This is a genomic window from Salmonella sp. 741265116_PST (assembly GCF_046567715.1).
Classification (GTDB): Bacteria; Pseudomonadota; Gammaproteobacteria; order Enterobacterales; family Enterobacteriaceae; genus Salmonella; species Salmonella enterica.
In genome coordinates this window covers 26,440-38,470 of the sequence record NZ_JBKFPH010000011.1, presented here as the reverse complement: position 1 = coordinate 38,470, position 12,031 = coordinate 26,440, and the positions used below count along the sequence as shown (strand labels likewise).

Annotated in this window: 11 protein-coding genes and 1 pseudogene; 4 read left to right on the top strand and 8 right to left on the bottom strand. The window is 54.1% G+C overall.

Features of this window, described 5'->3' with window-relative positions; all coding sequences use genetic code 11:
• From ACLD11_RS09780 to xseB, 5 genes and pseudogenes are all read right to left on the bottom strand, one after another.
• Positions 1-89 (bottom strand): annotated as a pseudogene (locus ACLD11_RS09780) (hypothetical protein); the annotation flags it as partial.
• A 7-nt stretch (positions 90-96) separates the two neighbouring features.
• Positions 97-1,071, bottom strand: coding sequence for an aldo/keto reductase (locus ACLD11_RS09775; RefSeq protein ID WP_411014842.1), 975 nt, complete (start codon positions 1,069-1,071; stop codon positions 97-99).
• A gap of 56 nt (positions 1,072-1,127) precedes the next feature.
• Positions 1,128-2,990, bottom strand: coding sequence for a 1-deoxy-D-xylulose-5-phosphate synthase (dxs, locus tag ACLD11_RS09770; RefSeq protein ID WP_411014841.1), 1,863 nt, complete (start codon positions 2,988-2,990; stop codon positions 1,128-1,130).
• A 23-nt stretch (positions 2,991-3,013) separates the two neighbouring features.
• Positions 3,014-3,913, bottom strand: a complete 900-nt coding sequence (gene ispA, locus ACLD11_RS09765) for a (2E,6E)-farnesyl diphosphate synthase (protein WP_024797529.1) — start codon at positions 3,911-3,913, stop codon at positions 3,014-3,016.
• The gene (gene xseB, locus ACLD11_RS09760) at positions 3,914-4,156 is read right to left on the bottom strand and encodes an exodeoxyribonuclease VII small subunit (protein WP_001124944.1); all 243 of its coding nucleotides are present in this window, start codon (positions 4,154-4,156) and stop codon (positions 3,914-3,916) included.
• Positions 4,157-4,365: 209 nt separating this feature from the next.
• Here xseB and thiI point away from each other — a divergent pair, with 209 nt between their 5' ends.
• Positions 4,366-5,814, top strand: a complete 1,449-nt coding sequence (gene thiI / locus ACLD11_RS09755; RefSeq protein WP_183059577.1) for a tRNA uracil 4-sulfurtransferase ThiI — start codon at positions 4,366-4,368, stop codon at positions 5,812-5,814.
• A gap of 47 nt (positions 5,815-5,861) precedes the next feature.
• Here thiI and ACLD11_RS09750 read toward each other — a convergent pair whose 3' ends face one another.
• The gene (locus ACLD11_RS09750) at positions 5,862-6,548 is read right to left on the bottom strand and encodes a helix-turn-helix domain-containing protein (RefSeq protein WP_000808044.1); all 687 of its coding nucleotides are present in this window, start codon (positions 6,546-6,548) and stop codon (positions 5,862-5,864) included.
• A 167-nt stretch (positions 6,549-6,715) separates the two neighbouring features.
• Here ACLD11_RS09750 and ACLD11_RS09745 point away from each other — a divergent pair, with 167 nt between their 5' ends.
• From ACLD11_RS09745 to ACLD11_RS09735, 3 genes are read left to right on the top strand one after another with little or no spacing between them, the layout of a single operon-like run.
• A complete protein-coding gene (locus ACLD11_RS09745; RefSeq protein WP_411014840.1) occupies positions 6,716-9,049 on the top strand; it encodes a molybdopterin-dependent oxidoreductase in 2,334 nt (777 codons plus the stop codon).
• Between the two features lie 2 nt (positions 9,050-9,051).
• Positions 9,052-9,600 (top strand): 4Fe-4S dicluster domain-containing protein, encoded by a 549-nt coding sequence (locus ACLD11_RS09740; RefSeq protein WP_001533962.1) that lies wholly within the window; start codon positions 9,052-9,054, stop codon positions 9,598-9,600.
• 10 nt (positions 9,601-9,610) lie between these two features.
• The gene (locus ACLD11_RS09735; RefSeq protein WP_058331281.1) at positions 9,611-10,399 is read left to right on the top strand and encodes a dimethyl sulfoxide reductase anchor subunit family protein; all 789 of its coding nucleotides are present in this window, start codon (positions 9,611-9,613) and stop codon (positions 10,397-10,399) included.
• A 109-nt stretch (positions 10,400-10,508) separates the two neighbouring features.
• Here the strand turns inward: ACLD11_RS09735 and yajL are convergent, their stop codons facing one another.
• Positions 10,509-11,099, bottom strand: coding sequence for a protein deglycase YajL (yajL, locus tag ACLD11_RS09730; protein WP_001275809.1), 591 nt, complete (start codon positions 11,097-11,099; stop codon positions 10,509-10,511).
• Positions 11,062-11,973, bottom strand: coding sequence for a 2-dehydropantoate 2-reductase (panE, locus tag ACLD11_RS09725; RefSeq protein WP_261908284.1), 912 nt, complete (start codon positions 11,971-11,973; stop codon positions 11,062-11,064). The genes yajL and panE overlap by 38 nt, the downstream gene beginning before the upstream one ends.
• Between the last annotated feature and the right edge of the window lie 58 nt (positions 11,974-12,031).

The following is a 12,031-nucleotide window of genomic DNA, read 5'->3' as shown; positions in this document are numbered from 1 at the left end:
GCCGGATGGAGGCGTAAACGCCTTATCCGGCCTCCCCCCGAACAATATGTCGATTTCGCAGGCCCGATAAGCGCCGCGCCATCGGGCAATGGCAGATTATTTAAATCCCACCACCGGATGCTGCTTGTACGGTGTTTCGAGTTCGGCAATCTGCTCCGGTTTGAGCGTTAAATCAACGGCATTCAGCAACTCATCTAACTGCTCTTCACGCGAAGCGCCGATAATCGGCGCGGCGACGCCTCGTTTGCTGAGCAACCAGGCCAGCGCGACCTGCGCTCGCGTTGCGCCAAGCGCCTCGCTGACGCCAGCCAGCCGTTCCGCTATTTGCGCATCATTTTTATCGCTTTCAGCGTATAAATTTTTGCCCACGTCATCCGAGACCAGGCGGGCCGTGGTTTCTCCCCAGGGGCGAGTTAAGCGCCCGCGCGCCAGCGGACTCCACGGAATCACGGCGACGCCTTCCTGCCAGCACAGCGGTAGCATCTCACGCTCTTCCTCGCGGTAGATCAGGTTATAGTGATCCTGCATGGTGACAAACGGCGCCCAGCCGTGTTGTTTTTGTAGCGCCAGCGCCTGGGCAAATTGTGAGGCGTGCATTGAGGAAGCGCCGATATAGCGGGCTTTACCCGCCTTCACCACGTCGTTTAGCGCTTCCAGAGTTTCTTCTATCGGCGTGGTGTAATCCCAGCGGTGGATTTGCAGGATATCGACATACTCCATTCCCAGACGGGCGAGGCTATCGTCAATAGAGCGCAGGATTTGCGCGCGGGACAATCCTTCCGGCAGATCGCCGACGCGATGGAAGACTTTCGTCGCTACCACCACCTCGTCGCGCCGGGCGAAATCACGCAGCGCGCGGCCGACAATCTCTTCGCTGCTGCCGTCGGAGTAGCTGTTGGCGGTATCAAAAAAGTTAATGCCGCCCTCAAGGGCGCGCTTGATGATGGGACGGCTGCTCTCTTCGGGAAGCGTCCAGGCGTGATTGCCGCGACTCGGCTCGCCGAATGTCATGCAGCCCAGACAAAGGCGGGACACCTGAAGATCGGTATTTCCTAACGTGTTGTATTGCATGACTCCGCTCCTGTTATATCCGTCACTCTTCAAGCATAGCAGGAGCAAAGAGGGAATTATGCCAGCCAGGCCTTGATTTTGGCTTCAATGCCTGCGGCGTCAAGCCCCAGTTCCGCGCGGGCTTCTTCCTGCGTTCCTTGCGGGATAAAGAAATCCGGAAGACCGATATTCAGCACAGGTACAGGTTTACGATGGGCCATTAGCACTTCGTTTACGCCGCTGCCAGCGCCGCCCATAATGGCGTTTTCTTCCAGCGTCACCAGCGCGTCATGCTGCGCGGCCATCTCCAGAATTAACGTGTCGTCCAGCGGCTTAACAAAGCGCATGTCGACCAGCGTGGCGTTCAGCGCTTCGGCGACTTTCGCCGCCTCAGGCATTAAGGTGCCAAAGTTCAGAATCGCCAGTTTTTCACCATGACGCTTCACAAGGCCTTTACCAATAGGCAGTTTTTCCAGCGGGGTTAGCGCCACGCCCTGCGCATTACCGCGTGGATAACGTACTGCCGTCGGGCCGTCGTTATAGTGATACCCGGTAAATAACATCTGGCGACATTCGTTTTCGTCGCTTGGCGTCATGATCACCATATCCGGGATGCAGCGCAGATAGGAGAGATCGAACGCGCCCTGGTGCGTTTGCCCATCCGCGCCAACGATACCGGCGCGATCGATGGCGAACATGACCGGCAGTTTCTGGATAGCGACGTCATGGATGACCTGATCGTAGGCGCGTTGCAGGAAAGTAGAGTAGATCGCCACGACGGGCTTATAGCCGCCAATCGCCAGACCTGCGGCGAAGGTGACGGCATGCTGCTCGGCGATGGCGACGTCAAAATAGCGATCCGGGAATTTACGTGAAAATTCCACCATGCCGGAACCTTCGCGCATTGCCGGGGTGATCGCCATCAGCGTGCTGTCTTTGGCGGCGGTTTCACACAGCCAGTCACCGAAGATTTTTGAATAACCTGGCAGACCGCCGCTGCTTTTCGGCAAACATCCGCTGGAAGGATCAAATTTAGGCACCGCATGGAAAGTGATCGGATCTTTTTCCGCGGGCTCATAGCCGCGGCCTTTTTTGGTCATGATATGCAGGAACTGCGGGCCTTTCAGGTCGCGCATGTTCTTCAATGTGCTGATAAGCCCCATGACATCGTGACCATCGACCGGCCCGATGTAGTTAAAGCCCAGCTCTTCGAACAGTGTTCCCGGCACAACCATGCCTTTAATATGTTCTTCGGTACGCTTGAGCAGTTCTTTAATTGGCGGTACGCCGGAGAAGACCTTTTTTCCGCCTTCGCGCAGAGAAGAGTAAAGCTTACCGGAAAGTAGCTGCGCCAGATGGTTGTTGAGCGCGCCGACGTTTTCCGAAATCGACATTTCATTGTCGTTCAGAATGACCAGCATGTCGGGCCGGATATCGCCTGCGTGATTCATTGCTTCAAACGCCATACCGGCGGTGATGGCGCCGTCGCCGATCACACAGACGGTGCGGCGATCTTTGCCTTCTTTCTCCGCCGCCACGGCAATGCCGATACCGGCGCTGATGGAGGTGGAGGAATGCCCAACGCTCAGCACATCGTATTCGCTTTCTCCGCGCCACGGGAACGGGTGCAGACCGCCTTTCTGGCGAATGGTGCCGATTTTGTCGCGACGACCGGTAAGGATTTTATGTGGATAAGCCTGGTGTCCAACATCCCAGATTAGCTGGTCAAACGGGGTGTTGTAGACATAATGCAGCGCCACGGTAAGTTCTACCGTGCCCAGCCCGGAAGCGAAGTGCCCGCTGGAACGGCTTACGCTGTCGAGTAAGTAGCGGCGTAGCTCGTCGCAGAGTTTCGGCAGACTCTCTTTCGGTAACAGTCGTAACTCCTGGGTGGAGTCGACCAATGCCAGGGTAGGGTATTTGGCTATATCAAAACTCATCGCAAGCTCATTGGATATGGGGTTTATTTATCACGCTGGATTATGTAGTTCGCTAGCGCTTCCAGTGCCGAGGTGTCCAGTGATTGCGCGGCCAGCTGATGTAACGACTGACGGGCGTCCTCTATCAGGTCCCGGGCTTTATTCCGGGCTTGCTCAAGACCCAGAAGTGCAGGGTAGGTACTTTTGCCAAGCTGCTGGTCTGCGCCCTGACGTTTACCTAACGTTGCAGTATCGCCCACCACATCCAGAATGTCATCCTGAACCTGGAAGGCAAGGCCGATACTCTCTGCATAGCGGTCAAGTATCGGCAGAGTATTCCGTCCTTTATCGCCCGCGCTCAACGCGCCAAGTCTAACGGCGGCGCGAATGAGCGCGCCGGTCTTATGGCGATGAATGCGTTCCAGCGCGTCCAGAGTGATCCGCTGGCCTTCTGCCGCCAGATCCAATGCCTGACCGCCGCACATACCGGCGATGCCGCTGGCGTTTGCCAGTTCGGCGATCATCGCGATACGATCGCGATCGGCGACTTCCGGCATCGGCGCATCGCTGATAATGGCAAACGCCAGCGTCTGCAACGCGTCTCCCGCCAGGATTGCGTTGGCTTCGCCAAATTTAATATGGCAAGTCGGCAGGCCGCGACGCAAATCGTCATCGTCCATTGCTGGCAGGTCGTCATGGATCAGCGAATAGGCATGAATGCATTCGACCGCCGCAGCTGGCGCATCCAGCGTTGTCGTACTGACGCCAAACATTTGACCGGTGGCGTAAACCAGAAATGGCCGCAGGCGTTTACCGCCTAATAATGCGCCATACTGCATGGCTTCGACCACGGGAGTGTTCTGAAAGGGCAGTGGCGCGATAAAACGGCTCAGCGCCTGATTCGCTTGCGTTACGCAAGCCTGTAGCTGCTGCGTAAAGTCCATTTACTCATTATCCGCGATAAAAGGCTCAGGTGAAGCCTCTTCATTATCAGACAGCAAAATTTGCACGCGCTGTTCCGCCTGCTGCAGTTTTGCCTGCCCCTGACGCGCCAGTTGTACGCCGCGCTCGAATTCATTCAGCGCGTCTTCCAGCGGCAAATCGCCGCTTTCCAGGCGGGTAACAATATGTTCCAGCTCGCTCAGCGCAGTTTCAAAGCTGGCGGGCGCCTCATTTTTCTTCGGCATGATGACTGTTTGACTCTCTGTAATGGCAGCACAAGTCTATGGTAACGGACTCACACTGATAAGCAAATAACGCGCAATGGTAAGGGGAAATGCGCAAGATGTCCGTGATGGTGATATACTTCCGCGCCTGGATGCAGCCGTAGGTATGGGCTGCTGTACTATTTCTCCACGACAAGCCTTAGATAGCTTGCTAAAGAACCATTGCCGCCATGAAGTTTATCATTAAATTGTTCCCGGAAATCACTATCAAAAGCCAATCTGTGCGTTTGCGCTTTATAAAAATTTTAACCGGGAACATCCGTAACGTTTTAAAGCACTACGACGAGACCCTCGCGGTTGTCCGTCACTGGGATAACATTGAAGTTCGCGCCAAAGATGAAAACCAGCGTCTGGCGATTCGCGACGCGCTGACCCGCATTCCGGGGATTCACCATATTCTTGAAGTCGAAGATGTGCCGTTCACCGATATGCACGACATTTTCGAGAAAGCGTTGGTGCAGTATCGCGAGCAGCTTGAAGGCAAAACCTTCTGCGTGCGCGTAAAACGTCGCGGTAAGCATGAGTTTAGCTCCATTGAGGTGGAGCGCTATGTCGGCGGCGGATTAAATCAGCATATTGAATCGGCGCGCGTGAAGCTCACTAACCCGGATGTGACGGTGCATCTGGAAGTGGAAGATGATCGCCTGCTGCTGATCAAAGGGCGTTATGAAGGTATTGGCGGTTTCCCGATTGGCACCCAGGAAGATGTGCTGTCGCTGATCTCCGGCGGTTTTGACTCCGGCGTCTCCAGCTATATGCTGATGCGTCGCGGCTGCCGCGTACACTACTGCTTCTTTAACCTTGGCGGCGCGGCGCATGAAATCGGCGTTCGCCAGGTGGCGCATTACCTGTGGAACCGCTTTGGCAGCTCCCATCGCGTGCGTTTTGTGGCGATTAACTTCGAACCGGTGGTCGGCGAGATTCTGGAGAAAGTTGACGACGGCCAGATGGGCGTGGTGCTCAAACGTATGATGGTACGCGCGGCGTCGAAAGTGGCGGAACGTTACGGCGTACAGGCGCTGGTGACCGGCGAAGCGCTGGGCCAGGTGTCCAGCCAGACGCTAACCAATTTGCGCTTGATCGATAACGTGTCTGACACGCTGATCCTGCGCCCGCTGATCTCTTACGATAAAGAGCACATTATCAACCTGGCGCGCCAGATTGGTACGGAAGATTTTGCCCGTACGATGCCGGAATACTGTGGCGTGATTTCAAAAAGTCCGACGGTGAAAGCCATTAAAGCGAAAATTGAAGCCGAAGAAGAAAATTTCGACTTCAGTATTCTCGATAAGGTGGTAGAAGAAGCGAACAACGTCGATATTCGTGAAATCGCCCAGCAGACCCAGCAGGAGGTGGTGGAAGTAGAAACCGTTAGCGGTTTTGGCGCCAACGATGTGATTCTGGATATCCGTTCTGTCGATGAGCAGGATGACAAGCCGCTGAAAGTGGAAGGCGTCGACGTCGTTTCGCTGCCTTTCTACAAGCTGAGCACTAAATTTGGCGACCTCGATCAGAGCAAAACCTGGCTGCTATGGTGCGAACGCGGCGTAATGAGTCGCCTGCAGGCGCTCTATCTGCGCGAGCAGGGGTTTGCCAATGTGAAGGTGTATCGCCCGTAATGACCATTTGCCCCGGACCGATACGCGCCGGGGCAAAGCGCCTCCCGTTAATGCAGAGGGGCGAGCGCGTGTAGTAGCTGGCTGGCGATATCTGGAATGGCTTCTGTGCTAAAAAATCCCATCGTCACCGCAATCGCAATTAACTTCTCTTTACTATCCAGAAGCGGGCAGGCAATAGACTGCGCGCCAGGGATCCCTTGCGTTGGATTGTAGCGAACCGCATAACCCTTCATTTTTGCCTGGCTAATCAGCTCTGCTTGCGTTTTGTCTTGCGCCTCAAAGCCGGAAAAACTCATCCATATTTGCCCTGCGGCGCTGGCGTGGAGCGGAACCGGCGTATTGGGAAGAAAATCGATATCAACGTTACGGAAGCTGCGATGATAATGTTTAAGCACTAACCCGGCATCCGTCGCCACCACAACGCCGGTGGAGTGATTAAAGGTATCGCGAAACGTGATCAATACGTTGTTAAGGTCGCGGATCGGATCGTGTTCAAATGAACGACTTTCTACCAGTTGGCGTAGCGTTGCGCCCAACAAATAAAGCCCTTTCTCATTTTGGCATAACATGCCAGTACGACACAGAGAGACCAGATATTTATGTAAGCGGCTTTTAGACAGGTTACAGCCTGTCGCGATATCAATAGCCCTGGCCTGACCGTTCTGGCTGGCAACAAAAGTCAGAATGTTAACGGCGATATCAACCGAATTCACGCCTTGAGATATTTCAGCCATATTTTTTCTCTTCTCAAATTCCCCGCAATTATACCATCGTGCGGGAAATCATGACTGCTTTTGCCTTTTAAAAAGATCTACCACTAAGTGATTAGATCTTGATACATCTCAAGTTAATCAATGGTGTACTTTGGTTCACTAATAGTGAACATTCTGGAGATTGAATCATGGAAGCATTACGTCATATTCGTTTAAAAAGAAGAACCTTATTGAAAGGGTTGGGAGTCGTGGGGCTGGCCTCGTTGAGCGCGAGTTTTCTAACGTTACGGCAGGCTAACGGTACGCCGCTGCCGCGTTTTCGCCTGAAGGCGTCGGATTACCGCACATTTCAGTCGACCTGTGCCATGGAGTGTCTGCACTGCAATCTCACCGCTTACGTATGGAAAGATCGCTTAATGAAAATCGAAGCGACGAAAGGTTTCAACGTGAAGTGCTGTTTGCGCGGAATTAGCCGCACGAAATGGGTGTACCACCCGTTACGTCTGACACAACCTTTGCTGCGGACGGGAGAAAAAGGCGAAGGCAAATTTAAACCGATTACCTGGAATGCGGCGCTGGATTTAATTGAGGAGAAAATTCGCGAAACCCTCGCTACGGACGGCAACAAAGGTTTATTACTGACTGCCGCATCAGGGAACATGGACTCCATCAAGAATGATATGGGTAAGGCATTTTTTGATTATCTGGGCGGCTCGACAAAACATGCCGGATCGTTATGCTGCGCCGCCGTCACTGCGGCTATGATGCCGATGGTCGGTTTACGCTATGCCGATACCCGCGACACAATAGCCGAAAGTCGTTATATCCTGTGCTGGGGAAATAACCCGGCAGTGACCATGCACGCCTATTTTAAACATTATTCGCAGGCGCAACGTAATGGGGCGCGGATGGTGGTTATCGACCCCCGATTTAATGAAACCGCAGCCAAAGCGGACGAGTGGGTGCCGATTGTCCCCGGTACGGATATCGCGCTGGCGCTGGGAATGATTAACATTATTATGCAGGAAAAGCGGCACGATGCTGATTTTCTGCGCGCGCATACGGGCGCGGTGTATCTGGTGGATGACCAACAGCAGCTCATGCGCGCCGATCCACAGGATAAAGATAGCTATCTGGTCTTTGATACCGTGACCAAAACGTTGAAGCGGCATGATGAAGCGGGCGTGGTTCCGGCACTGCTCAGCGAGGAGCTGCCGACCAATAGCGCATTTACCACGGTGCTGGATGCGGTGTGGGAACAGGCGAAACCCTGGACGCCGCAGAAAGTAGAAACCGAAACCGACGTGCCTGCGCAGACCGTGTTACGCCTGGCGCGCGACTATGCCTCTACCCAGCCGGCGATGATTATCCAGAATATGTCAGGGGCGCAGCGAACGGAGTTTGGCACCTATGTCGCCGCCAGCCAGTTTTACCTGGCATTGATCACTGGCAATATCGGTAAACGTGGCGCGGGCGTTTGTGATGCTGGCGGCGTCAGACAGATGGCAAAATTTTCGCCGATTATTCCTCCTGCGTCCCATGCGGCAAAAATCCCCCCGATTCCCATTCCTAAAATCGGCGACTGGATCGTTAATGAAAAACCGCATCCTATTAAGTTCTGGTGGAACATGACGCTGGGCGCGATGACGCAACTTCCCAATACTAATCAGGTCCGGGAGGCCTTTAAAAAAGTACCGTTTGTCGTGGTAGCGGATAACCTGATGAGTTCGTCTGCGTTGTATGCCGATCTGGTGCTGCCCGTCACGACGATTTTTGAAGATGTCAGTTTAATGGCGGGCGTGCGCAGCCACTATGTACAGTTAATGGAAAAAGCGGTAGAGCCGCCTGGAGAAGCAAAGCCCGACTACTGGATTTTTGCCCGTCTGGCTGAACGTTTTGGTTTTGGCGAGGTGTTTAATCAACCCATCGAGCACTATATCGACGCCTGTCTTAAAGGATCGGGTATCACCCGTGAAATGTTGAAGAAAGGACCGGTGTGTCCCGTTGAGGAGGACTGGGTTCCCTTCAAAGATGGTCAGTTCCGCACGTCTACTGGCAAGGCCCATTTTTATATTGAGGAGTGGGCGGAAAAGCAATTTCTGCCCGTAGTGACGTGGAAACAGGTCAGCGAGTCGGTGAAAGGATCGCCAGAACTTGCCCGCCAATATCCGTTGATGGCGGTACAGCGCAAACTGGCGCGTAGCGTGCATTCCAGTCATGGTATGAATGAATGGATTCTGGAAGTTCAGCGTAATCGCCCTAACGTGATGATCCATCCGGAAGATGCGCGTCAGCGCCAGATTAAGGCGGGAGAATGGGTCGTCGTCTTCAACCATCGTGGCGAGCACCGGGCCATTGCCGACGTCACAACGCATATTAAGCAAGGCGTGGTGAGCCTCGATAATGGCTGGTGGGAGCAGCAGGGCGGAAGCAGTAGCCATGTGACCAACGATCAGGTGGAGCTATTGAGCAACGGACACTGTTGTAACAGCACACTGGTTGATGTGAGAAGGGAGGCTTAATCGTGACGAAGCAATATGGATTTCTTATCGATATGCAGAACTGTTATGGCTGCAAGACCTGTAGCATGGCCTGCAAATCCGAAAATATGACGCCGCTTGGCGTGTTATGGCGTCGAGTGCGCGAATGCCGTACCGATGAACCCAACACGCAGGCGTTTATCAGCATGTCCTGCAACCATTGTGACGATCCCCAGTGTATGAAGGTGTGTCCGGCGGGCACGTATACCAAGCGGGCGGACGGTATTGTGGTACAGGATCATGAACGCTGTATTGGCTGCCGGATGTGCATCATGGCCTGTCCGTGGAGCGCGCCGGTTTACGATCCGCAAGAGGGAAAAACCAGTAAGTGTAATCTGTGTGCGGAGCGGCTGGATGAAGGATTGCTGCCGCGCTGCGTGGAATCCTGTCCGGCAGGCGTGCTGCGCTTTGGTGATATTGAGGAGCTACGCAAAGAATACACTACGGAGTGGACGGTGCTGGAAAAACGCTACGGCTTGCCGGATCACAATCTCAGCGGACCTAATATCGTCATTATTCCGGCGCGGAGCTAAGGAGCGAAAAATGGAACACTATGAATTGCCATTGGTCTTTTTCACCGTTTTCGCGCAATGGGGAATTGGTGGCGTGCTGGCGTTAACGCTGTGTCAGCATTTCAGCTCGGCGAAATTTAGTGCAAAACAGCAGCGCCTGTTAGCGTTGCTATTCTGGATCGTTACGGTGACAGGTTCACTGGCCTCTCTCGTGCATCTGGGGACACCTGCTGGCGCATACCGCTCGCTGGTTGGGTTAGGCAAGTCCTGGCTTAGCCGGGAAGTGATAGCCTTTATTTTGCTGAATGGCGCGATGTTTTGCTGGTTAGCGTTAGGCTGGCTTAAGCCGAATCATTATCTGGTGCGCATTTTGGGCGGGGTGACGGCGCTGGTGGGGCTGGCTTCTATTCTGGTGACGTCGCAAGTCTATTATCAGATGGCGCTGCATCCGCTGTGGCACACGGTCGCTACGCCGGTGGGGTTCCTGGGCACGGCGGTACTGCTTGGTTTTATGAGCGTCGCGGTGGCGTATAGTTATTGGTATAACTCGTTTTCAGCGTTGTGTCGGGGAGGCATTGTGCTTGGCATCGTGCTGAGCGCAGGCGCGTTGTGGGTCCGATACCGTGTTCCGGGCGCTGATGCTGCAAGCCCGTTACTCTGGTGGCAGTTATGCGCCAGCCTTTGTGTCGCGGTATGGGGCGTTTCTCGTTTGCGCTACGGTGTGCATAGTTGGGCGTGGATCGCCTTCATTGTGACCGGTGAGCTGGCGGGAAGAATGCTGTTTTATAGCAATGTGATGAGCGGATCGCCGTGGTTCTAATCAGCACGGAAGCTGAGTATTGCCCGGTGGCGCAACGCTTACCGGGCCGACGGTTCTTGCACATTTGTAGGCCGGATAAGGTGTTTACGCCGCCATCCGGCAATCATTCTTATTCGTAGTAGTTATAAATCCCCGCCGCCATCACCAGTTGCGAAGCCACTTCATGCGCTTTTTCACGACCAACCAACAGGTCGATGATTTTCAAACCAAAATCGATAGCGGTACCCGGTCCCTGGCTGGTTAATAATTTTACCCGCGCATCCCACACCACACGCTTATCCTGCCACTGTTCGGCGGGGATCTTATCTTTCAGCGCCGGAAAACCGGTCATATTGCCGATAGGGAAGATATCGTGCGGCACGAGCACTGTAGCGGCTGCGGCACAAATGGCTGCGACAATGCGCCCGGAGCGGTGAAACTGTTTTACGGTTTCGACCAGCAGCGGGCTGTCGCGAAAGCACTCGGCGCCTTTAATTCCGCCGGGCAACACGATGATGTCATAATCGCCGTCGGCAACTTCAACCAGCGGCGCATCCGCCAGTAGCTTTACACCGCGTGAGCAGACAATCGTCAGGTTGCCATCGCTGGCGACGCTGGCGGTGGTGACGTGGATTCCGCCGCGAACCAGCAGATCGATAGTGGTGACCGCTTCGGTCTCTTCACTACCAGGGGCGAGGCATACCAGTGCCTGAGCGCTCATACTCACTCTCCTTTCGCTTTACCATTTCAAACAGGCGGCTATTTTCCGGAACGGCGAGACCGTGCACGCGGGCGCGCTTGAGTAAATAACCGGTAATGTAGTCAATTTCGGTATGGCGCATGGCGCGCACGTCCTGCAACATGGATGAGATGTTTTCTGCCGTACTGTCAATCACTTGCTCAACATAATAGCGTAAATTGTCTGCCGATGTGTGGTAGCCTTCACGTTCAATCACGGCGGCGACCTCTTCGCAAATCGCGTTGATTTCATCAGTATGATGGCGCAGCTCGCCGTTCGGGCAGTTCCAAAGCGCGGTGAGCGGGTTGATAACACAGTTGACCGCCAGTTTACGCCACATCTCTGCGCGGATATTGTTATGCCAGGCGACATCGGGCAGTACCCCCTGCAGGATATCGGCGAGATAACTGTAATCGCCGTCTTGCTCGCGCGCCGGGCCAATATGCGTAGTACCGTTAGCGACATGAATAATGATATTACCGTCGCGGCGCGCAGCATGGGTGATAGTCCCCATCAACATCGGCTGTTGGATATTTTGCAGTTCTTCTATGGTTCCCATTCCATTATGAATGAGCAGGATAGGCGATGTCACCGGTAGGGTTGACGCCAGGGTTCGTACTGCGTCGGAAACCTGCCACGCTTTCAGCGTGACTAATAACAGTTCGCTCTTCGCCAAAAAATCTGGATCGTTTGCCGTCAGTGATTCGTTGAAAAAGGAACCATCGGTGTCGATCAGATTTACGCTGCAATAAGGTTGTGGCACCCGTAGCCAGCCCTGTACGTCATGTCCGTGTTTGCACAGTGCCGAAAGCCAAAGTTGTCCTAAGGCTCCGCATCCCAGTACAGTAATTTTCATTGTTCCTCCTCACCTGCAACAGCGCCAGGTGTTGTGGCGCTAATTATAGCGTCATCAG

What these genes read in the sequence shown, in the direction of transcription:
- ACLD11_RS09775 (WP_411014842.1), bottom strand. Translation starts at nt 1,071, where the DNA reads ATGCAATACAACACGTTAGGAAATACCGATCTTCAGGTGTCCCGCCTT.
- dxs (WP_411014841.1), bottom strand. Translation starts at nt 2,990, where the DNA reads ATGAGTTTTGATATAGCCAAATACCCTACCCTGGCATTGGTCGACTCC.
- ispA (WP_024797529.1), bottom strand. Translation starts at nt 3,913, where the DNA reads ATGGACTTTACGCAGCAGCTACAGGCTTGCGTAACGCAAGCGAATCAG.
- xseB (WP_001124944.1), bottom strand. Translation starts at nt 4,156, where the DNA reads ATGCCGAAGAAAAATGAGGCGCCCGCCAGCTTTGAAACTGCGCTGAGC.
- thiI (WP_183059577.1), top strand. Translation starts at nt 4,366, where the DNA reads ATGAAGTTTATCATTAAATTGTTCCCGGAAATCACTATCAAAAGCCAA.
- ACLD11_RS09750 (WP_000808044.1), bottom strand. Translation starts at nt 6,548, where the DNA reads ATGGCTGAAATATCTCAAGGCGTGAATTCGGTTGATATCGCCGTTAAC.
- ACLD11_RS09745 (WP_411014840.1), top strand. Translation starts at nt 6,716, where the DNA reads ATGGAAGCATTACGTCATATTCGTTTAAAAAGAAGAACCTTATTGAAA.
- ACLD11_RS09735 (WP_058331281.1), top strand. Translation starts at nt 9,611, where the DNA reads ATGGAACACTATGAATTGCCATTGGTCTTTTTCACCGTTTTCGCGCAA.
- yajL (WP_001275809.1), bottom strand. Translation starts at nt 11,099, where the DNA reads ATGAGCGCTCAGGCACTGGTATGCCTCGCCCCTGGTAGTGAAGAGACC.
- panE (WP_261908284.1), bottom strand. Translation starts at nt 11,973, where the DNA reads ATGAAAATTACTGTACTGGGATGCGGAGCCTTAGGACAACTTTGGCTT.